This window comes from Curtobacterium sp. NPDC088465, from assembly GCF_044753165.1.
Lineage (GTDB): Bacteria > Actinomycetota > Actinomycetes > Actinomycetales > Microbacteriaceae > Curtobacterium.
Genome location: NZ_JBIVMR010000001.1, coordinates 992,924 through 1,013,102 on the forward strand (window position 1 = coordinate 992,924; position 20,179 = coordinate 1,013,102).

At 72.8% G+C, this 20,179-nt stretch carries 18 protein-coding genes; 14 read left to right on the top strand and 4 right to left on the bottom strand.

Going from position 1 to position 20,179, the window contains the following annotated elements; genetic code table 11:
* Positions 1-67: 67 nt before the first annotated feature.
* Entirely contained in the window at positions 68-922 is an 855-nt protein-coding gene (locus ACIP6W_RS04545; protein WP_400340902.1) for a helix-turn-helix transcriptional regulator, read from the bottom strand.
* 86 nt (positions 923-1,008) lie between these two features.
* Between ACIP6W_RS04545 and ACIP6W_RS04550 the strand changes: the two genes are divergently transcribed.
* The 7 genes from ACIP6W_RS04550 (at position 1,009) to ACIP6W_RS04580 (ending at position 9,039) form a co-directional block, all read left to right on the top strand.
* Entirely contained in the window at positions 1,009-1,791 is a 783-nt protein-coding gene (locus tag ACIP6W_RS04550; RefSeq protein ID WP_400428468.1) for an SDR family NAD(P)-dependent oxidoreductase, read from the top strand.
* Positions 1,792-1,945: 154 nt separating this feature from the next.
* Positions 1,946-2,467: a peptide-methionine (S)-S-oxide reductase MsrA gene (gene msrA / locus ACIP6W_RS04555; protein WP_400428470.1), complete on the top strand. Its 522-nt coding sequence runs from the start codon at positions 1,946-1,948 to the stop codon at positions 2,465-2,467.
* Positions 2,468-2,611: 144 nt separating this feature from the next.
* Entirely contained in the window at positions 2,612-4,630 is a 2,019-nt protein-coding gene (glgX, locus tag ACIP6W_RS04560; protein WP_326497196.1) for a glycogen debranching protein GlgX, read from the top strand.
* Between the two features lie 117 nt (positions 4,631-4,747).
* Positions 4,748-5,458, top strand: a complete 711-nt coding sequence (locus ACIP6W_RS04565) for a GntR family transcriptional regulator (protein WP_400428472.1) — start codon at positions 4,748-4,750, stop codon at positions 5,456-5,458.
* The gene (locus ACIP6W_RS04570; RefSeq protein WP_400428474.1) at positions 5,455-6,471 is read left to right on the top strand and encodes an ADP-ribosylglycohydrolase family protein; all 1,017 of its coding nucleotides are present in this window, start codon (positions 5,455-5,457) and stop codon (positions 6,469-6,471) included. Before ACIP6W_RS04565 ends, ACIP6W_RS04570 begins: the two co-directional genes overlap by 4 nt.
* 163 nt (positions 6,472-6,634) lie before the next feature.
* A complete protein-coding gene (locus ACIP6W_RS04575; RefSeq protein ID WP_251154264.1) occupies positions 6,635-8,119 on the top strand; it encodes a cytosine permease in 1,485 nt (494 codons plus the stop codon).
* Complete coding sequence (locus ACIP6W_RS04580) at positions 8,116-9,039, top strand: PfkB family carbohydrate kinase (RefSeq protein ID WP_209684538.1); 924 nt, start codon at positions 8,116-8,118, stop codon at positions 9,037-9,039. The genes ACIP6W_RS04575 and ACIP6W_RS04580 overlap by 4 nt, the downstream gene beginning before the upstream one ends.
* 323 nt (positions 9,040-9,362) lie before the next feature.
* On the opposite strand, the gene ACIP6W_RS04585 is transcribed toward ACIP6W_RS04580, so the two are convergent.
* Positions 9,363-10,268: a carbohydrate kinase gene (locus ACIP6W_RS04585; RefSeq protein WP_400340375.1), complete on the bottom strand. Its 906-nt coding sequence runs from the start codon at positions 10,266-10,268 to the stop codon at positions 9,363-9,365.
* 129 nt (positions 10,269-10,397) lie between these two features.
* Here ACIP6W_RS04585 and ACIP6W_RS04590 point away from each other — a divergent pair, with 129 nt between their 5' ends.
* The gene (locus ACIP6W_RS04590) at positions 10,398-10,817 is read left to right on the top strand and encodes a BLUF domain-containing protein (RefSeq protein ID WP_066651524.1); all 420 of its coding nucleotides are present in this window, start codon (positions 10,398-10,400) and stop codon (positions 10,815-10,817) included.
* Between the two features lie 82 nt (positions 10,818-10,899).
* Complete coding sequence (locus tag ACIP6W_RS04595) at positions 10,900-11,943, top strand: hypothetical protein (RefSeq protein WP_400428476.1); 1,044 nt, start codon at positions 10,900-10,902, stop codon at positions 11,941-11,943.
* A gap of 96 nt (positions 11,944-12,039) precedes the next feature.
* Here ACIP6W_RS04595 and ACIP6W_RS04600 read toward each other — a convergent pair whose 3' ends face one another.
* Both ACIP6W_RS04600 and ACIP6W_RS04605 read right to left on the bottom strand, forming a co-directional pair.
* Positions 12,040-13,155: an N-acetylglucosamine-6-phosphate deacetylase gene (locus tag ACIP6W_RS04600; RefSeq protein ID WP_400428478.1), complete on the bottom strand. Its 1,116-nt coding sequence runs from the start codon at positions 13,153-13,155 to the stop codon at positions 12,040-12,042.
* Entirely contained in the window at positions 13,152-14,219 is a 1,068-nt protein-coding gene (locus ACIP6W_RS04605) for an ROK family protein (protein WP_400428480.1), read from the bottom strand. Before ACIP6W_RS04605 ends, ACIP6W_RS04600 begins: the two co-directional genes overlap by 4 nt.
* A gap of 131 nt (positions 14,220-14,350) precedes the next feature.
* Here ACIP6W_RS04605 and ACIP6W_RS04610 point away from each other — a divergent pair, with 131 nt between their 5' ends.
* The 5 genes from ACIP6W_RS04610 to ACIP6W_RS04630 all read left to right on the top strand — a co-directional run bounded on the left by ACIP6W_RS04610 (position 14,351) and on the right by ACIP6W_RS04630 (position 19,895).
* Positions 14,351-15,139 (top strand): DeoR/GlpR family DNA-binding transcription regulator, encoded by a 789-nt coding sequence (locus ACIP6W_RS04610; protein WP_400428482.1) that lies wholly within the window; start codon positions 14,351-14,353, stop codon positions 15,137-15,139.
* Positions 15,140-15,372: 233 nt separating this feature from the next.
* Complete coding sequence (locus tag ACIP6W_RS04615) at positions 15,373-16,611, top strand: Gfo/Idh/MocA family protein (RefSeq protein ID WP_271826654.1); 1,239 nt, start codon at positions 15,373-15,375, stop codon at positions 16,609-16,611.
* The gene (locus ACIP6W_RS04620; RefSeq protein WP_209684545.1) at positions 16,608-17,921 is read left to right on the top strand and encodes a sugar ABC transporter substrate-binding protein; all 1,314 of its coding nucleotides are present in this window, start codon (positions 16,608-16,610) and stop codon (positions 17,919-17,921) included. Before ACIP6W_RS04615 ends, ACIP6W_RS04620 begins: the two co-directional genes overlap by 4 nt.
* A 109-nt stretch (positions 17,922-18,030) precedes the next feature.
* Positions 18,031-18,990: a carbohydrate ABC transporter permease gene (locus tag ACIP6W_RS04625; protein ID WP_245172020.1), complete on the top strand. Its 960-nt coding sequence runs from the start codon at positions 18,031-18,033 to the stop codon at positions 18,988-18,990.
* Entirely contained in the window at positions 18,987-19,895 is a 909-nt protein-coding gene (locus tag ACIP6W_RS04630) for a carbohydrate ABC transporter permease (RefSeq protein WP_245172021.1), read from the top strand. The genes ACIP6W_RS04625 and ACIP6W_RS04630 overlap by 4 nt, the downstream gene beginning before the upstream one ends.
* The last annotated feature ends 284 nt before the right edge of the window (positions 19,896-20,179 follow it).

Below are 20,179 nucleotides of genomic sequence, written 5' to 3' on the forward strand. Positions count from 1 at the left end.
ACGCACGTGCGGGGTCGACGGGTGCGCACCGCGTCCACCGACGTCGTCACCGCCGGCCCGTCGTGGCTCAGCCGCGCTCGGCAGTCTGCGTGGCGAGCATCCCGAGGAGCGCGAGGGCATCGGCGTCGGCGGATCCCGGCGCCGCGGTGTAGAGCACGAGGAACTGGTCGCCGTCGACGAGCGCGAGGCTGTCGCAGTCGACCGTGACCGGCCCGACCGACGGGTGGTGGAAGGTCTTCGTGAGCACCGGAGCCGGCTGCACGTCGTGTCGTGACCAGAGCCGCGCGAACTCCGCGTTCCCCGTCCGGAGCTCGTCGACGAGCGTGATCACCTCCACGTCCGTCGGGTGCTGCGCGAGCGTCGTCCGCAGCTGCATCACCACCTGGTGCCGGAACTCGGCGCCGTCGGAGATGCCGTACGGCGGCTCGGACGCCCCGCCCGTCCCGCCGACGGGGAAGGCCTGCCGGGCGAGGTTGCGGCCCCGACGGTCCCGCAGGGCGAAGTCCTCCAGGAGCGCGGCGGCCAGGGGGTTCCACGCGAGGACCTCGAAGTCGGCGGCGAGCACGATCGCAGCGGTCAGCGGCAGACGGTCGACGACCGCCAGGATGCTCGGCCGCACCTGACGCCGGATGCTCGCGGTCCGTGTCCGGGCGGTCCCGGCGAGCAGGTGGAGGTGGTCGGACTCGGCGTCGGTGAGGCGCAGCGTCCCCGCGATGCCGGCCAGCACCTCGGCGGAGGGCCGAGGGGCTCGTGCCTGCTCGAGCCGGACGTAGTACTCGGTGGAGATGTGGGCGAGGACGGCGACCTCCTCGCGGCGCAGCCCGGGTGTGCGCCGGCGGGTCCCCGACGGGAGCCCGACGTCCTCCGGCCGCAACCGCTCGCGCCGTGCGCGGAGGAACGCGGCCAGCTCCTGCTTGTCCATGTCCCGATCCTCCCCCCGCGGGCACGTCGCGTCCTGGTACCGGGTGTACCTGGCTGCGCGGCCACCGCGGGACGGACGCTGACGGCATGAACGATCACACCACCACCCGTCCGAACGGCCTGCTCACCGGCAAGGTCGTGTTCGTCTCCGGCGCCAGCCGCGGCATCGGTGCCGCCGCCGCCCGGCTCTTCGCCGACGAGGGCGCCGCCGTCGTGCTCGCGGCGCGGAGCACCGGGTCACTCGACGCCGTCGTCTCCGGCATCCGCGACGCCGGCGGCACCGCGGACGCCGTCGTGCTCGACCTCGCCGACCCGGCGAGCATCCGGGCCGCCGTCGACCGGGTCGACGAGCTGCACGGGCGACTCGACGGCGCCTTCAACAACGGAGCCGCGATCCAGCAGCCCGGCCCGCTGGACGCCACGAGCGACGAGGACATCGACACCCAGTTCGCGGTCAACTTCCGGGGCCACTGGGTCGCGATGACCGCCGAGGCCGCCCTGTTGCGCCGCTCCGGCGGCGGGGCGATCGTGAACACGTCGAGCATCGGCAGCCGCCGGGCCAACCCCGCACTGCCGGCCTACGGGGCGATGAAGCGCGCCCTGAACAGCATCACCGAGACGGCAGCCGTGACGTGGGCGCCCGAGGGCATCCGGGTCAACGGCATCACCCCGGGCGGCACCGCGACGGACATGATCGCCGCGTGGGAGGCGGCGACCCCGGGGATCACGGAGCAGATCGACGCCTCGGTACCGCTCGGCAGGATGGCCCGCCCCGAGGAGGTCGCCGAGGTGGCGGCCTGGCTGCTCAGCGACCGGGCCTCGATGGTGACCGGAGCGAGCATCCCGGTGGACGGCGGCGCCGGGGCCTGACGCACCCGCGGTGGCGCTCGGCTGGACGTGGGCCGTCCGTGCACCGACGACCGGGGCGCACGATGGACCACGACCCGGGAACACGCGCCCGGGGTCGCCGGTTGCACCCGGTGATGCCGCAGCCAGCGGCAACGACGACGCCCAGGAGGCCAGCATGACCACGACCGAGACCGCCATCCTCGCCGGCGGGTGTTTCTGGGGAGCGCAGCAGCTCCTCCGCCGCCGACCCGGCGTCATCAGCACGCGCGTCGGCTACTCCGGCGGCGACTTCCCGAACGCCACGTACCGGAACCACGGCGACCACGCCGAGGCCGTCGAGATCGTCTTCGACCCGTCGCAGATCTCGTACCGCGACCTGCTCGAGTTCTTCTTCCAGATCCACGACCCGTCCACGAAGGACCGGCAGGGCAACGACGTGGGTCGCAGCTACCGTTCGGCGATCTACTTCACGAACGACGAGCAGCGCCAGGTCGCACTCGACACCATCGCGGACGTCGACGCCTCCGGCATCTGGCCGGGCAAGGTCGTCACCGAGGTCGAGCCCGCTGGCGACTTCTGGGAGGCCGAGGAGGAGCACCAGGACTACCTCGAGAAGTACCCCGCCGGGTACACCTGCCACTTCGTGCGCCCGGGCTGGAAGCTCCCGCACCGCGACGAGGCGACCGCCACGGTCTGACGTGGCGACGTGACGACGTGACGACGTGACGGTCTGGAGGCGCGGTGCCAGCTGGCACCGCGCCTCCCGTCCGTCGTCGGTCCGGCATGTCCGGGGTACGTCACCGACCCGAGGACACAGTCGCCGACCACTACAAGTGGGAGCATGACCACTTCCTCCCGCACCCCGCTCGGCGTCACGCTCGTCGACGGGGGCGCCAACGTCGCGCTCTTCTCCAGCACCGCCGAGCGGGTCGAGTTCTGCCGCTTCGACGAGGACGGCACCGAGCACCGCACCGAGCTCCGCAACCGCACCGGCTACACGTTCCACGACGTCGTGCCGGACGTGACCGTCGGCACCCGCTACGGCTTCCGCGTGCACGGCGCCTGGGACCCGGCGAACGGCCTGCGCCACAACGCCGCGAAGCTCCTGCTCGACCCCTACGCGACCGCCGTCGACGGCTCGTACGAGTGGGGCCAGGCCCTCTTCGGCCACGACATGGAGGACCCCGAGCAGATCGACGAGACCGACTCGGCGAGCGCCATGCCGAAGTCCGTCGTCGCGGACCGCGAGTTCGACTGGGACGGCGACACGCTGCTCCACACCCCGTACCGCGACACCGTCGTCTACGAGGTGCACGTCAAGGGCTTCACGAAGCAGCACCCGGACGTGCCCGAGGAGATCCGCGGCACGTACGCGGGCCTGGCGCACCCGGCCGCGATCAAGCACCTGACCGACCTGGGCGTCACGGCCGTCGAACTGCTGCCGACGCACCAGTTCGTGCAGGACTCGACCCTGGCCGACAAGGGCCTCCGCAACTACTGGGGCTACAACAGCATCGGCTTCTTCGCACCGCACGACGAGTACTCGTCCTCGGGCACGGCGGGCCAGCAGGTCACCGAGTTCAAGGAGATGGTCAAGGCCCTGCACGCCGCGGGGCTCGAGGTCATCATGGACGTCGTCTACAACCACACCGCCGAGGGCAACCACATGGGCCCGACGCTGTCCTTCAAGGGCATCGACAACCAGTCGTACTACCGCCTGGTCGAGGGTGACGAGGCGAACTACTTCGACACGACCGGCACGGGGAACTCGCTCAACGTGTCGCACCCGTCCGCGCTCGGGCTCATCACGGACTCGCTCCGCTACTGGGTCGAGGAGATGCACGTCGACGGCTTCCGCTTCGACCTCGCGACGACGCTCACCCGCCAGGACGGCGAGGCCGAGAAGCACTCCGCGTTCCTCGACATCATCCACCAGGACCCGGTGCTCCGCGAGGTCAAGATGATCGCCGAGCCGTGGGACACTGCCGGCTACCAGGTGGGCGGCTTCCCGGCCGACTGGTCGGAGTGGAACGGCAAGTACCGCGACGACCTCCGCGCGTTCTGGCGCGGCGACGAGGGCACGCTCGGCGACGCCGTGCAGCGCACGCTCGGCTCCCCCGACGTGTACGAGGGCTCCCGTCGCTCCCCGCTCTGCTCGGTGAACTTCGTCACCGCGCACGACGGCTTCACGCTGGCCGACCTGACGATGTACGCCGAGAAGCACAACGAGGCCAACGGCGAGGACAACAACGACGGCGAGAGCAACAACACGTCGTTCAACGGCGGCATCGAGGGCCCGACCGACGACGGCGCGGTGAACGACTACCGCGACCGCCAGCGCCGGAACTTCCTCGGCACGCTCATGCTCTCCGCGGGCATCCCGATGATGCTCGGTGGCGACGAGATCGCCCGTTCGCAGGGCGGCAACAACAACGCGTACTGCCAGGACGACGAGATCTCGTGGTTCGACTGGGAGGCCGCCGACCAGGACCTGCTCGCCTTCACGACCGCGGCGATCGCGTTCCGCAAGCAGCACGAGGCGCTCCGCCCGCTCTGGTACCGCACGGCCCCCGGCGACTCGGAGTCGACGGTGCAGGTGCTCCGGGCGGACGCGCAGGGCTTCGAGGACGGCGACTGGGCCGACGCGGGCAACCGCGCGGTGATCCTGGTGCTGCAGCAGGGCGACGACACCGTCGCGGTGCTGCTGAACGCCTCGGGGACGACCGTCGAGTTCACGCTGCCCGAGAAGCCGGGCGGCGGCACGTGGTCGCTCGGCCTGTCGAGCGACCACGACCAGGCCGTCGAGGGCGACGCGGCGACGCTGCTCGTGCGCGACGCGTCGTTCACCGCACTGGTCTAGTCCCCGGACGCACGGACACGAGGACGGGAGGCGCGGTGCCAGCTGGCACCGCGCCTCCCGTCCGTCGTGTGATCGCCTCGGCGACTGGACAGGCGTTGTACATGTACACTCCTGTCCATGCCCGTCTCATCGAAGCGACGTCTCGTCGCCGACGCCCTCCGCGACGCGATCGCGACGGGCCGGTACCGCGCCGGTGAGCGCCTGCCCGGCGAGCACGACCTCGCCGCCCGCTTCGCGGTGAGCCGCGGCACCGTCCGCGCCGCCCTCGCCGACCTGGCCGACGACGAGTACATCTCGACCCACGGGGGCGTCGGCTCGGTCGTCACGTTCGACGGCGCCGCCCTCGACCCGCGGGGTGGCTGGGCGCGGTCGATCGCCACCTCGGGCACCGAGGTGACCACCCGCATCCTGCGACTCGCCCGCGTGGACGACCCGGGCCTCCAGGTCGAGGTCGACGCTGCGGACGCGGCGTTCGTCGCGGTCGACCGGCTGCGCACCGTCGTGGGCGGGCGGCCGGTGTCGCTCGAGCGGAGCATCCTGCCCGCCGTCGGCCGCCTGGCCGCTGCACCGACCGACGGACTGGTCGAGGACTCGCTCACGGCGACCATCGCCGAGGCCGGCCTCGTGCCGGCGAGCGCCGAGCAGTGGGTCGACGTCGTGCCCCTCGACGCCGAGGACGCCCGCCTGCTCGACCGCGCCGAGGGGACCCCGTTCCTCCGGAGCCGACGTGACTCGCGCACCGCCCAGGGCGCGTTCGTCGAGCGCGTCGACAGCCTCCTCGACCCGGACCGCTTCCGCCTGCACATGCGCTTCGGGACCGCACGATGACGACCGGACAGGACACCGTGAACGACCAGACCCACGCCCTCGCCGCCCTGACCGGCCTCGCGATCGGCGACGCCCTCGGCATGCCCACGCAGTCGATGTCGCTCGCGCAGATCCGAGCCGACCACGGCACGATCTCCGGGTTCGTCGACGCCGGACCGCACCAGCGGATCGCCGCCGGCATGCCCGCGGGCACGATCACCGACGACACCGAGCAGGCGGTCATGGTCGCCGAGCTCCTCGTCGAGGGCGAGGGGCACATCGACCCCACCCGCTTCGCCGAGGCGCTCATCGCCTGGGAACGCGCGATGCAGGCCAAGGGCTCGCTCGACCTGCTCGGCCCCAGCACGAAGACGGCCGTGCAGCGCATCCTCGACGGCGTCCCGGCGTCCGAAGCCGGGTCGACGGGGACGACGAACGGCGCCGCGATGCGGATCGCGCCGGTCGGGATCGCCGTGCCCTCCGGTGACCTCGTCCGTCTGGTCGACGCCGTGCAGGACGCGTCGCGCGTCACCCACGACACGGGGATCGGCATCGCCGGGGCGAGCGCCGTCGCCGCCGCCGTGAGCGCGGGCGTCGGCGGCGCCTCCCGGACCGAGGCGCTCGACGCCGCGGTCGCGGCCGCCACGATCGGTGCGGGCCGCGGCCACTGGGTCGCGGGCGCGGACATCGCTGCGAGGACGACCTGGGCGCGCGGCTTCCTGCCGACCGTCCCCGCCGACGACCGGATCGACACCGTGTCGCAGCTCGTCGGCACGAGCGTCGCCAGCCAGGAGTCGGTCGTCGCAGCGCTCGCCCTCGTGGCGCTCGACCTCGACCCCTGGGAGACGCTCTGCACGGCCGCGTCGATCGGCGGCGACACGGACACCATCGCCGCGATGGCCGGTGCCGTGCTCGGTGCCGTGCACGGTCCGGACGCCTGGCCCGTCGACGCGGTCACCACCGTGACGACCGTGAACCACCTCGAGCTCGGCCCGCTGGTCGACGGACTGCTCGCGCTCCGTCACCGGGCCTGACCCGACGCCGGACGGCGGCGGTCCCCCCTCCGCCGCCGCCCGGTCACCACCCCTCCCCGCAGCACCCCGCTCTCCCGCAGCACCCGCTCCCCGCGGCACCCTCACCTCCCCCGCAGCACCCCACCTCCCCCGCAGCACCCTTCCGATGACGTAAGAGGACCCCATGGCCCAGGACACCACCACGCGCTCCGGCGGCACGCTCTCCAGCGGCACGCTGACGAGCGTCGAACAGCGCGGCATCGAGCCCGTGCCCCACGACGAGCGGAACGGCGCCCCCGGGGCCCTCTTCTGGGTCTGGTTCGCCGCGAACATCTCGATCCTCGGACTCCCCCTCGGTGCGACCCTCGTGGCGTTCCAGGGGCTGACGATCTGGCAGGCGCTCGTCGTCGCGGTGATCGGCGCCGCCGGGTCCTTCGCGGTCGTCGGGGTGATCTCCATCGCCGGACGCCGCGGCGGGGCTCCCGGTCTGACCCTGAGCCGCGCGGTGTTCGGCGTGCGCGGGAACATCGGACCGACCGCGGTGTCACTGCTCTCCCGCCTCGGCTGGGAGACCGTGAACACGACGACCGCGGCCTTCGTGCTGCTGTCGCTCTTCACGATCCTGTTCGGTACCGACGGCGACGCGAAGGCGAACCCGGTGCTGACGATCGTCGCCATCCTCGTGTTCGTCGTCGCGACCGTGCTCGTCTCCGGGCTCGGCCACGCGTTCATCGTCGCCGTGCAGAAGTGGGCGACGTGGGTGTTCGGCGCCCTCAACGTCTTCGTCGCCGTGTTCCTGGTGCTCCGTGTCGACTGGGACGTCGTCGGGTCGCAGCCCGCGGGCCCGGTCGCCGCGATGGTCATCGGCATCGGCACCATCGCCGCGGGCACCGGCATCGGGTGGGCGACCGCCGGTGCGGACATCGCCCGGTACACGCGCACCTCGGTGAAGGCGGGCGCCCTGATCAGCGCCAGCGCCGCCGGCGCGGGCATCCCCCTCGTGGTCCTGGTCGGTCTCGGCGCCCTCGTCTCCGCCGGCGACCCCACCCTCGCGCAGGCCGGTGACCCGGTCGCGGCGATCCGCGACCTGCTGCCGAGCTGGATGGCGATCCCGTACCTGGTCGCGGCCTTCGGCGGACTGCTGCTGTCGAACCACCTGTCGGTGTACTCGGCGAGCCTCACCACGCTGACCCTCGGCATCAAGGTGCCCCGCGTGTGGGCGGTCGCCGTCGACGTGGTCGTCACGACCCTCGGCGCGATGTACTTCATGCTCGTCGCCGACGGCTTCTACGCGCCCTTCATCACGTTCATCTCGGTGCTCGCGGTGCCGATCACCGCCTGGCTCGGGGTGTTCATCGCCGACATGGCGAAGCGACGCTGGTACGACCCGGCCGCGCTGCTCGACCTCCGCGCCGGAGGCCGCTACTGGTACCGCGGCGGCGTCGCCTGGGGCGCCCTCGCCGCCTGGGTCGTCGCGATCGTCGTCGGCTTCCTCTTCACCTCGGTGCAGGTCGGCGACGCGGACCCCGTGTTCGTCGGAGCACTCTCGGACAGCTGGATCGGCGCGAACGGCCTCGGGTGGATCGTGACGTTCGTCGTCGCCGCCCTCGTGTACCTGCTCACCGGCGGTGCCCGCGGCCAGCTGCACGCTCCCGAGGAGCGCGCGTGAGCCGCCTCGTCTCGGTCGGCAACGTCGTCGTCGACATCGTCATGCGCGTGGACGCGATCCCCGAGCCCGGCGGTGACGTCATCGCCTCGGCGTCGGAGATCACCGCGGGCGGCGGGCTCAACACGATGGTCGCCGCCGTCCGCGACGGCCTGCCCGTGGTGTTCGCCGGGCAGTACGGCACCGGGCCGTTCGGCGACGTCGTCCGGGCGGCGCTCGTCGACTCGGGCGTCGAGGTCCTGCAGCCCGGGCTCGACGACGTCGACAGCGGGTACTGCGTCGCACTCGTCGACGCCTCCACCGAGCGCACCTTCGTGACGAGCGTCGGCGCCGAGGGCCGGCTCGGCCGCGCGGACCTCGACCGCGTCGCGCTCCGGCCGGACGACACGGTCGTCGTCTCCGGCTACGGCCTCGCGCACGCCGTCAACGGTCCGGCCATCGCCGACTGGCTGACGACGGTGCCCGACTCCGTCCGTGTCGTGCTCGACCCGTCACCGCTGGTCGACACGCTGCCCCCGGCGGTGCTCGGCCCCGTCACGGCGCGCGCGGACGTGGTCAGCGCCAACGGCCGGGAGGCACGGCTCATGGCACCGACCGCCGCGGGACTCCCCGAGGCGGTCGCGGCGATCGCCGCGTCCGCCCGCGGCACCGCGCTGGCCCGTGACGGCGCAGCGGGCTGCTGGGTCGCCGAGCCGGGGCGCGCCCCGGTCCTGGTGCCCGGGTTCCCCGTCGACGCGGTGGACTCGAACGGCGCGGGTGACGCCCACGGCGGCGTGCTCGTCGCTGCCCTGGCGCGCGGGCTCTCGCTGGTCGACGCGGTCCGGCGTGCCAATGCCGCGGCGGCACTCGCGGTGACACGGCGGGGGCCGGCGACGGCTCCGACGGCCGCGGAGACCGACGCGTTCCTCGCCGCGCACGCCTGACGGCGGGGGGCCCGGCCGGTGCGCGGCCGTGCGCCCGCGCGGGCCGCAGCGGTCGGCGGTCGGTGGTCGATCGGTCAGCGGTCGCGCGGTCGGTGGTCGGTGGTCGGGCGGTCAGCGGTCACGCGGTCGGTGGTCGGGCGGTCAGCGGGCACGCGGTCGGCCGCCGGTGCGATGTGCTCGCGCACAACCGGGAGCACCTCGCGCCAGGTCGATCCGCGGCGCCACGTGCTCCCCGTTGTGCGGGCGACGCGAGGCTCATCCGTGGCGAGCACCCGTCGCTGCCCCGCACGTTCGGTCCGGGCGTGCGGCCGGGCGACGAGCGGTCAGGCGCCCAGGACCCCGGCGGCGTCCGTGTCGAGCTCGGCCCGGACGGGCGGGTCCGCGCCCGGGCGGGACACCGTGACGGCGGCACAGGCCAGCGCGAGCGACGCCAGGCGTCCGAGCTCGTCGGTGTCGAGGCCGGTGGGCGCGGATCCCCGTGCGAGCACGCCGGCGAGCAGCCCCGCCATGAACGAGTCACCCGCGCCGATCGTGTCCGCGACCTCGACGCGCGGCGCCGGCACGGTGGTCCGCGCGCGGGCGGACGCCATCGCGCAGCCCGAGCCGCCGAGCGTCACCGCGGCGAGCGCCGCCCCGTGCGCCAGCAGCCCGTCGAGGACCTGGTCGACGCTGCGGTCCGGCCAGAGCCACGCGGCGTCCTCGTCGCTGAGCTTGATCACGTCGGCCTCGGCGAACAGCGGTTCGAGGGTGGCGAGCACGGTATCCCGGTCGGGCGTGATCGACGGACGGACGTTCGGGTCGAGGGAGACGAGGGCGTCCGTCGGGCGGGTGCGGAGCGCCTCGAGCACGGTCCGTGCTCCCGGCTCCAGCACAGCACCGATGGAGCCGACGTGCACGAGCGGCGTGCCGACCGGCACCTGCACCGGGTCGAGGCGCCAGTCGAGGTCGAACTCGTAGGACGCACCGCCGTCGTCGCCGATCGTCGCGACGGCGGTGGAGGTGCGTTCGATCGCGGTCGCGTCGACCTCGACGTCGCTCGCGCCGACGTGCGCCCGGATCGAACCGCCGTGGTCGTCGTCGCCGAGCGCGCACACGAGCCGTGCGGCCCGGCCGAGGCGAGCGAGGCCGACGGCGACGTTCATCGGGCTCCCGCCCGGGTGCTCGACGCGCCCATCGGGGCGGTCGACCACGTCGACCAGGGCTTCTCCGATGACGATGACGGGGTCCATGGCACCAGCCTCCCAGAGCCGACGGCCGTGCGACGTCGGCCTGTCCGCTCGTCCCCCGGTGGTCCGTGGACGCACGGGTGCCGCGGAGTTGACTGACGGACCCGGCACGACCGCCACCAAGGAGCCCCGATGCTGTCCCTCATCTACTCGAGTGTCGCCACCCGATCCCTCGACGACGACGACCTCGCCGGCCTGCTCGCGCAGAGTCGGCGGGCGAACGCGGAGAACGACATCACCGGCGTCCTGCTCTTCCGGAACGGCTACTTCCTGCAGCTGCTCGAGGGTCCGGACCAGGCGGTCCGCGCGAAGATGGCGACGATCAAGCACGACGACCGGCACACCAAGGTCACGGTGCTCACCGAGGAGCTCATCGAGGAGCGGCAGTTCCCGGAGTGGACGATGGGCTACCCGGCCGAGGACACCGACGTCGAGCAGGCCCCGGGCTACCGGACGACCTTCGACGACCTCGACGCCGCGGACGGCACGCAGATCAGCTCGCTGCCGGCGCTCCGCGAGCTCATCCGCTGGTTCCGACCCTCGCCCCGCTGACGACCCGTCCCCACCGTGACCGACGCGCGGCGTGCGAGGATCGGCTCGGTCGGACAGGGGGTCCGACGGACGGGGGCACAGCGTGGGCGACGCGACCAGCGAGCAGACCAGGACGCACCCCTGGGTGCACGTGCTCGGCGCGGCGGCGATCGGCGTCGGCGCCGCACACCTCGCGCGCGCGGCCGCCCTCCTCACGTTCTTCGTCGGCGTACCCGGCCTCGTGGCGCTGCTGGTCCACACGGTCGTGGCGTGCGGAGCACTCGGTGGTCTGGCGGTCCTCGCCACCCGGCGTCGCCGGACGGCGTGGCTCGGTGCTGCGGGCCTCGTCCTCGTCCCCGCGGTCCTCGTCGCGGCGCTGCTGCCCGCTGCCCTCGCCGGGCCGGAGCCGACGTTCCCGCTCCTCGCGTCCACGCCCACGCCGTACCTGGTGGGCGCAGTCGTCGCCGCGGTCCCGGCGATGCTCGTGCACCGCGGGGTCCTGCGGAAGCTCGGCGTCGTCCTGGGGACGGGCGCCGCGGTCGCGGTCGTCGCGGTGGTCGTCGCGGTCGGCGTCCGCGTCCCCGGGAGCGACGTGCAACGGGACGAGCAGGCCATCGCGCGGGCGCAGGTCGCCATCGGCGCGGACTTCCGGCCCGTCACGATCTCCCCCGACGGGTACGGCTCCGTGTACGAGGCGAACATCGAGCAGCGGCTGCCGGGGTTCCTGCAGGTGTTCTCCTCGCCTGCCGAGGAGGCGCACGCGCCCGGCGACGCGTCGGGATCGGACCTGACGGTCGTCACGCTCGCGGCGACGACCCCGCCGTGCGGCCGACCGATCGAGGGCGTCGCCCCCGGGGGCGGTTCCGAGGCGGAGACGTCGTGCGACGAGGACGGCGGGGTCGTGCGGCGGACGAGCGAACACGGCCACGAGGTCGCCGCGGTCGTGGGCGACACGCTCGTGGCCGTCAGCGCCCTGCCGGAGGTCGACGACAGCTTGCTCGAGGCTGCCGTGCGCTCCGCGGAACCGATCGACGACGAGGCGTACCGGCACGTGCTGCTCGGGGACGGCGACGAGTACACCGACGAGCTCGACGGCAACCGGTGTCCGGTCGTCGGCGCGGCGTGCGGCCCGCCGGCGCGTCGCTGATCCGGACGGGAGGCACGTGGCGGGCCGGCACCGCGCCTCCCGTCCGACGGCGCCGGCTCCGTGACACGGGCCGCCCGGGCGGGCGGCCGCGCTCGGTCAGGCGGCCGGTCCGAGCGGCAGCGGGTGGATCCGCCCGTCGGGTCCGATCACCACGAGGTCGGCGGCGGATCCGACGCTGAGCGGCGGACGCAGACCGAGCACCGACGCCGCCCGTGCGGAGGACGCGTGCACCGCCGCCGGCAGCCGGTCCGGGCGACCGTCGACGAAGCGAGTGACGGCGTCCGCCACCGTGATCGTGCTCCCCGCCAGTGACGAGCCGTCCGCGAGCCGGGCGACTCCGTCGGCAACGACGACCTCCGAGCCGGCGATCCGGTAGCTGCCGTCGGCGCAGCCGGTCGCGGCCATGGCGTCCGAGACGAGCACGAGGCGGTCACCCGCGGCTCCGCGCACGAGGTCGACGGTGACCGGGTCGAGGTGGTGGCCGTCCACGATGCACTCCACGGTGAGACGCTCGTCCGACAGCGCGACGCCGACCGGGCCGGGCGCACGATGGTGCAGCGGCGGCATCCCGTTGAACAGGTGCGTGACGAGGGTCGCACCGGCGTCCACCGCCGCCCGGACCTGGCCGCCGTCGGCGTCGGTGTGCCCGATCGCGACGACGGTGCCCGACGCGACCAGCCGCCGCACCGCGTCGAGCGCCCCCGGGAGCTCGGGCGCGAGGGTGACGATCCGGAGCGCCGCACCGCCGGCGTCCACGAACAGGTCGACCTCGTCGGGGGTCGGCGGGTGCAGCAGCTGCGCGGCGTGCGCACCCCGGCGGGCGGGTGCGAGCCAGGGCCCCTCGAGGTGCAGTCCGGCGAGCGTGCCGTCGTCGACGAGCGGTCGCAGGCGGTGCAGGGCGGCGACCGTGTCCGGGACCGTGCCCGTCGCGATCGACGCCACCAGGCGGGTGGTCCCCCGCGCGGCGTGGTGGTCGGCGGCCGCCCGGGCCTCGGCGACCGAGCACGAGGCGAAGTCGTGCCCGAGGGCACCGTGCGCGTGCAGGTCGACGAAGGCCGGCAGGACGGTGCCCGGAGCCTCGACCACACGGTCGTGCACCGGTGCCGCACCGGTGCCGACCGCGGCGACCCGGCCGTCCTCGACGGCGAGCCACGCCTCCGACAGGTCGACCGCGGCGGTGACGATCCGTGGGGCGCGGACGAGGACGGTCACGCGGTCACCGCCACGTCCGGCACCGACCCGGCACGCACCGACGCGGCACGCGCGGAGCCGGCCTGCGCCGAGCCGGCTCGCGCCTGGCGGGCGAGCAGCACCGCACCGATGGCGCCGGCCGCATCGCCGTGGCGCGCCCCCACGAGTTCGGGCAGTCGGACCCCGGCGAGGCGGTCCGCGACGGCGGCGCGCAGCGGGTCGAACAGCAGCGGCCCGGACTGCGCCAGCCCGCCGCCGACGATCAGGGTGTGGCACCCCGCGACGGCCGTCAGCCAGGCCAGGGTGTCGGCGAGCACGTCGACGCAGTCGTCCCACGCCCGTCGGGCGACCGGGTCCCCGTCGAGCACCCGGAGCATCGCGTCGTGGGCGCTCGGAGCACCACTGCGGCGTGCGACGGCGCCGGCCGAGGCGACCTCCTCGACCCGGAGGCCCGCGTGCGCGCCGTCCCGGATCCGGACCTGGCCGACCTCCCCGGCCCACCCGCCGCCCGGCACGACCCGGCCGTCGACGACCAGGGCACTCGCCAGGCCGGTCCCCACCGGGACGAAGGCGACGGTGCCACGGCCGAGCGCGGCGATCGTGTCGGTGGCGGTGGCGGTGTCGGTGTCGGTGTCGGTGTCGATGTCGGTGGCGAGCGGACCGCCCGGGGCCGCTCCCGGACCGGCGGCCCGGACCTCGGCGAGCGCTCCGGCACGGACGTCGTGGCCGAAGGCGAGCGGGACGGCGTCCACGCCTGCCGCGCGCAGGGCGTCGTCGACCCGTGCCCGGACCGGCACGTCCCGCCAGCCGAGGTTCACGGAGAGCACCGATCGGCCGGCGTCCTCGTCGACGACCCCGGGGACGACCAGACCGATCGCCCCGAGTTCCGTCCCCCGTCGCCGGGCGACCGTCCGGGCCCGCTGTCCCAGCGTCGCGACGAGCTCGGCCAGCGCGGTGGCCTGCGGGTCCTCCCGGGGCGTCGGGACACGCTGCTCCTCGAGCACCCGCCCGTCGTCGGCGACCAGGCGCACCTTGATGCTCGTGCCCCCGACGTCGATGCCGAGCGCTGCACCGTTCGCGGTCATCGCGAGCCCTCCGGTCGTGCCGATCGGGACTGATCGGACGCCGACAGCCTGCCGACCGATCGTGATCGGTGCAAACAACGCGCATCATTTCCGCTCACATCGCGCAGCGAACACGCCCGTAGGATGACGCCATGACCCCGCAGCAGAGGCTCAACGCGCTCCTCGAGCTCGTGAGCGACCGCGGGAACGTCTCCATCGCCGAGATCGGCGAGGCGCTCGGCATCTCCGCGGCGACCGCCCGGCGTGACCTCACGACCCTGGCGGACCAGCGGCTCGTCACGCGCACCCACGGTGGGGCGGCAGCGCTGGGCGCGGGGTACGAGCTGCCGCTGCAGTACAAGATCGCCCGGCAGGCCGAGGCGAAGACCGCCATCGCCCGGGCGACCGCCGCGCTCGTCTCCCCGGGGGACACCGTCGGCCTGAACGGCGGGACGACGACGACCGAGGTCGCGCGGGAGCTCGGCAAGTCCGAGCGCTTCATCCGCGCCGACGGCGAGTGCGGCATCACCATCGTCACCAACGCCCTGAACATCGGCTACGAGCTGTCGATCCGCGCCAACGTCAAGATCGTCGTGACGGGCGGTGTGGCACGGCGGCAGTCGTACGAGCTCATCGGCCCGACGGTCCGCGACACCCTCGACGGGTTCGCGCTCGACGTCGTCGTGCTGGGGGTCGACGGGCTGTCCGGCCAGTACGGCGCCACGACCATGCACGAGGGCGAGGCCGAGGTGAGCCGGCACTTCGCGTCGGTCGGACGGCGGATCATCGTGGTCGCCGACTCGACGAAGATCGAGCGCTCCACCTTCGCGCGCATCTGCCCGCTCGACCGCATCGACGTGCTCGTCACGGACCAGGCGGTGCCGGCGTCGTTCGCCGCAGAGCTGGCGTCCGCCGGCGTGGAACTCGTCGTCGCGAGCTGACGCCCCGCGGCCCAAATCACCCCGGATCCGCCCGTCACCGGCTGCGCAGCCGAAGTCGGCCGGCGCCGTCCCGTGCCGTCGTGTGCCGTCGTGTGCCGTCGCGTGCCGTCGTCGTGACGTTGCCGACATGTAACAACCTCGGATGCACGCTTCCGTGATCGAGCCATGCGTGCTTATTGTGCACTCATGATCGATTTGGCATCATTGCCGTCACAATCACGCAAGGGAGCGAGATGACCATCACGAGCACACGCCTGCTCCGGGTCGGCGTCGTCGGCATCGGACAGCGGTCGGCCATCGCCGACCACGTGGCCGCTGCGGGGCTGGACGCCGACGGCGTGGACGCCCGGATCACGGCCGCCGCCGACACCACGGAGAACGGCCGGACACGTGCCGCCGCACACTGGCCGGAGGCCGAGGTGGTCGCCGACCACCGGGCACTGATCGGCTCGGACGGCGTGCCGAACCTCGTGGACGCGGCGATCGTCACCACCCCGGACTGGACCCACGCCGAGATCGCGATCGACCTGCTCCGTGCCGGCATCGCCGTCTACCTCGAGAAGCCCCTGGCGATCACGGTCGAGGACGCCGACGCCGTCCTGAACACCGCCGCCGAGACCGGGACGCCCCTGTACGTCGGCCACAACTTCCGGCACGCCGCCGTCGTCCGACTCATGCGCGAGGTGATCGCCCGCGGTGAGATCGGCGAGGTCAAGGCGGTGTGGGTCCGCCACTTCGTCGGCAACGGCGGCGACTACTACTTCAAGGACTGGCACGCCGACCGCAGCCGCGTGAACTCCCTCCTGCTGCAGAAGGCGAGCCACGACCTCGACGTCGTGCACGCCCTCGCCGGTGCGTACACGAGCCGGGTCGTCGGGATGGGGTCGCTCTCCGTGTACGGCGACGTCACCGACCGGCGGGATCGCAGCGACGAGCTCATGACCGACTGGTTCTCGTTCGACAACTGGCCGCCCGCCGAGCAGACCGGCCTGAACCCCGTCGTCGACGTGGAGGACGTCTCGATGGTGATGATGACGCTCGACAACGGCGTGCAGGCGAGCTACGAGCAGTGCCACTTCACGCCCGACTACTGGCGCAACTACACGGTGATCGGCACCCACGGACGGCTCGAGAACGTCGGCGACACCGGCGGTGGTGTCGTCAAGGTGTGGACCCACCGCCGCAACTGGGACGTCACCGGTGACGTCGAGTACCCCGTCGACGGCGTCGAGGACGGTCACGCCGACGCCGACCTCCTCACGATGACCGAGTTCCTCCGCTCGGTGGCCCTCGGCGAGCCGACGACGCTGTCCCCGATCGCGGCGCGCATGGCGGTCGCCGCCGGCGCACTCGCCACCCGCTCGCTCCGCAACGGCTCCGTCCCGCTCGACGTGCCGCCCCTCCCCGATGCCACGATCCGTCACTTCTCGGCCGCCGGCCGCGACGACCTCTCCGGAAGGAACACCCGATGACCCTCCCCTCCCCCCGTCACGGCCGCGGTCGCCGCCGCGCCCTGCTCGGTCTCGCTGCCGCGGTCAGCGCCGTCGCGCTCCTCGCCGGGTGCAGCAGCGCCTCGTCCGCCGGCTCCGACTCCGGGAAGGGCACCGTCGCGAAGGACACGAAGGCCGACCTGACGTACGCCGTGTGGGACCAGAACCAGGTCGACGCGATCAAGGCGAACATCAAGGGCTTCAACGAGGAGTACCCGGACATCACCGTCAACGTCGACGTCACGCCGTACGCCAACTACTTCACGAAGCTGCAGACGCAGGGCTCCAGCAACACGCTGCCCGACCTGTTCTGGATGAACGGCCCGAACTTCCAGCTCTACGCGGGCAACGGCAAGCTCGCGCCGATCACCGGCGCGGTGGAGTCGGGCGCGATCGACCCGTCGAAGTACTCGAAGGCGCTCGACGACCTGTACACCTACGACGGGGAGCAGTACGGCGTGCCGAAGGACTTCGACACGATCGGCGTCTGGGTGAACAAGGCCCTGTTCGAGCAGGCCGGCGTCGCGATGCCGTCGAAGGACTGGACGTGGCAGGACTTCCAGGACACCGCCGCCGAACTGTCGCAGAAGCTGCAGGGCGACGGCGCGTACGGCGCCGCCGGCGGCATGGACGGACAGACCACCTACTACGACACGATCTTCCAGGCCGGCGGATCCGTCGTCGACGACGGGAAGTCGGAGTACGACACGAAGGCCGCGCAGGAGGGCATCCGCTTCTGGACCGACCTGATCGACTCGGGCGCCTCGCCGACGATCAAGCAACTGACCGACACCACGGCGGACCAGTGGTTCACCTCGGGCAAGCTCGCGATGTACCAGGGCGGCAGCTGGTTCCGGTCGGCGCTGATCGGCACCGACATGGAGCAGGACGTCGTCGTCTACCCGCTGCCGAAGGGCAAGGAGCAGGCGACCGTCATCCACGGCGTCTCGAACGTCGTCGCCGAGGGGTCGAAGGACAAGGCCGCCGCCCAGGCACTGCAGGCGTACCTGGCGAGCAAGCCGGCACAGCAGCAGCAGGGCGACATGGGCGCGGTCATCCCGGCGTACGAGGGCACGCAGGACGCCTTCACGAAGACCATGCCCGACGCGGACCTGCAGGTCTTCCTCGACGCGGTCGACTACGCGAAGCCGCTGCCGGTGTCGAAGAACACCGCCGCGTGGAACACCCTCGAGACGAACCTGCTGCCGAGCGCCTTCGACGGCTCCGAGCCGGTCGACCAGGTGACGGAGAAGCTCGCCCAGGAGATGGACGCAGCACTCGCGAAGGAGTGACGACGAGCCGGTCGGTCGGGCCCGCGCCCGGCCGGCCGGCTCCGTCCCGTCCGCCCATCCGCACCGCACGGACCACCCGATCCGACCGCCCTGGCCGAGGAGCGACCTGATGACGATCAACACCCAGCAACCGGACGCCACACAGGTGTCCGCACCGCCCGACACCAGTCCCGACGGCCCCTCGCGACCGTCGCGGGCACCACGCACCGACGGCATCTGGCCGTGGTTGTTCGTGCTCCCGCTGCTCATCGGCGTCGGGACGTTCTTCATCTGGCCGATCCTGCAGACGTTCTGGTACTCGTTCACGAGCTGGGGCGTGTTCGGCGGCGCCACCTTCACGGGCCTCGCGAACTACGGGCGCCTGCTGACCGACCCGCAGCTGTACCAGTCGCTGGTCAACACGATCGTCTACACGGTGATCGTCCTGCTCGGCATCCCGATCGCGGTCTGGCTCGCGAGCCTGCTGAACACGCCGGGCCTGCGCTTCGCACAGTTCTACCGCGTGCTGTTCTTCCTGCCCTACGTCGCGATGCCCGCCGCGATCGCCCTGGTGTGGCGCATCATGTACAACGGCGACTTCGGCATCGTGAACTGGTTCCTCGGACTGGTCGGCATCGACGGCCCGTACTGGATCTCCACCCCGGGCTTCGCGCTCGTCGCGGTGTCCCTCGTCGGCCTGTGGTCGTCGCTCGGCTTCTCGATGATCATCCTCGGTGCCGGGCTCAAGGACATCCCACCCGAGCTGTACGAGGCCGCAGAGCTGGACGGCGCGAGTCGCTGGCGCCAGTTCCACGCGCTCACCGTGCCGCTGCTGACCCCGAGCATCTTCTTCGTGCTCGTCGTCACCACGATCTCGAGCTTCCAGCTGTTCGATCTGCTCTACGCGATCCTCGGCTCCACCAACCCGGTCATCCCGAAGACGATGTCCCTCGTCTTCTACTTCTACAACGCCGGGTTCATCGACAACGACAAGGGCTTCGCGGCTGCCATCGCGATGGTGATCTTCGTGCTCATCGGCATCATCACCGTCGTGCAGTTCCGGGTCCAGCGGAAGTGGGTCCAGTCATGACCGGCATCATCGAAGCGCGCGGCAGCAAGGTCGCGGCGGCCACGAGGGCGGCGAGCCGCAGCCGGGCGCAGACGACGACGCGTCCGGGGCGCCGCGGGGGCAGCCACTGGTGGATCCACGTGGTGCTCGGCATCGGTGGGTTCGTCATGGCGTTCCCGTTCCTGTGGCAGATCGTCATGGCGCTGTCCACGAACGCGCAGGTGACCTCGCCGACGCCGACCTTCTGGCCCGGTGAGCTGCAGTGGAGCAACTTCGCCCGGGTGTTCGAACGGCTCCCCTTCCTCGACCAGCTCGCGACCTCGATCTGGGTGACCCTGATCCGCACCCTGGCGCAGATCGTGCTGTGCACCCTGGCCGGGTACGCGTTCGCCCGCATGCGGTTCCGCGGCCGCGCGGTCATCCTCGGGATCGTGCTGTCGATCCTGCTGGTGCCGTCGCAGGTCTACCTGATCTCGCAGTACCAGATCGTCCAGGGCCTCGGGTGGCTGGACAGCCTGGCCGGCATCGTCGCACCGGGCCTGTTCAGCGCCTTCGGCACCTTCCTGATGCGGACCGCGTTCCTCAACATGCCCGCGGAGCTCGAGGAGGCGGCACGCATGGACGGAGCCAACCCGTTCCAGACCTTCTGGCGGATCATGCTGCCGCTCGCGCGCCCGTCGATCAGCGTGCTCGCGATCACGACCGTGCTCTGGTCGTGGAACGAGCTGCTCTGGCCGCTGGTGGTCTCCACCCGCGCCGAGGACATGCCGCTCGCCGCCGGGCTCGCGACCCTGTCCAGCGACCGGACCATCGACTACCCCCTGCTCATGGCGGCGAGCCTGATGGCGATGGCCCCGGTGCTGATCCTGTTCATCGTGCTGCAGCGGCGGGTGATCGACGGTCTCGCGTCCTCCGGCCTGAAGTGAGCGGTGGCCGACACGGCCACCGGACGGAGCGCCCCTCGGGATCCGAGGGGCGCTCCGTCGTGGTCGCTGCGGCCGCGTGGACGGCCGATGCGCCCGGACGGGAGGCACGGTACCGGCCCGCCCCGCGGCTCCGGTCCGTCCGTGCGCAGGACGGGAGGCGTGGTACCGAGCCGACCCGCGCCTCCCGGCCGGCAGTCCGCGCCCAGCCAGCGGCTCGGTTCCGGGCGGACCCGCGCCTCCCGGCCGGCAGCCGTGCCTGCGGACCGCCCGCACGGACGACGGGA

Excerpts from the sequence above, each read along its gene's own strand:
- ACIP6W_RS04545 (WP_400340902.1), bottom strand. The coding sequence starts at position 922 with ATGGACAAGCAGGAGCTGGCCGCGTTCCTCCGCGCACGGCGCGAGCGG.
- ACIP6W_RS04630 (WP_245172021.1), top strand. The coding sequence starts at position 18,987 with ATGACCGGCATCATCGAAGCGCGCGGCAGCAAGGTCGCGGCGGCCACG.
- ACIP6W_RS04590 (WP_066651524.1), top strand. The coding sequence starts at position 10,398 with ATGCTGTCCCTCATCTACTCGAGTGTCGCCACCCGATCCCTCGACGAC.
- ACIP6W_RS04570 (WP_400428474.1), top strand. The coding sequence starts at position 5,455 with ATGACGACCGGACAGGACACCGTGAACGACCAGACCCACGCCCTCGCC.
- msrA (WP_400428470.1), top strand. The coding sequence starts at position 1,946 with ATGACCACGACCGAGACCGCCATCCTCGCCGGCGGGTGTTTCTGGGGA.
- ACIP6W_RS04610 (WP_400428482.1), top strand. The coding sequence starts at position 14,351 with ATGACCCCGCAGCAGAGGCTCAACGCGCTCCTCGAGCTCGTGAGCGAC.
- ACIP6W_RS04565 (WP_400428472.1), top strand. The coding sequence starts at position 4,748 with ATGCCCGTCTCATCGAAGCGACGTCTCGTCGCCGACGCCCTCCGCGAC.
- glgX (WP_326497196.1), top strand. The coding sequence starts at position 2,612 with ATGACCACTTCCTCCCGCACCCCGCTCGGCGTCACGCTCGTCGACGGG.
- ACIP6W_RS04550 (WP_400428468.1), top strand. The coding sequence starts at position 1,009 with ATGAACGATCACACCACCACCCGTCCGAACGGCCTGCTCACCGGCAAG.
- ACIP6W_RS04625 (WP_245172020.1), top strand. The coding sequence starts at position 18,031 with ATGACGATCAACACCCAGCAACCGGACGCCACACAGGTGTCCGCACCG.
- ACIP6W_RS04575 (WP_251154264.1), top strand. The coding sequence starts at position 6,635 with ATGGCCCAGGACACCACCACGCGCTCCGGCGGCACGCTCTCCAGCGGC.
- ACIP6W_RS04615 (WP_271826654.1), top strand. The coding sequence starts at position 15,373 with ATGACCATCACGAGCACACGCCTGCTCCGGGTCGGCGTCGTCGGCATC.
- ACIP6W_RS04620 (WP_209684545.1), top strand. The coding sequence starts at position 16,608 with ATGACCCTCCCCTCCCCCCGTCACGGCCGCGGTCGCCGCCGCGCCCTG.
- ACIP6W_RS04585 (WP_400340375.1), bottom strand. The coding sequence starts at position 10,268 with ATGGACCCCGTCATCGTCATCGGAGAAGCCCTGGTCGACGTGGTCGAC.
- ACIP6W_RS04605 (WP_400428480.1), bottom strand. The coding sequence starts at position 14,219 with ATGACCGCGAACGGTGCAGCGCTCGGCATCGACGTCGGGGGCACGAGC.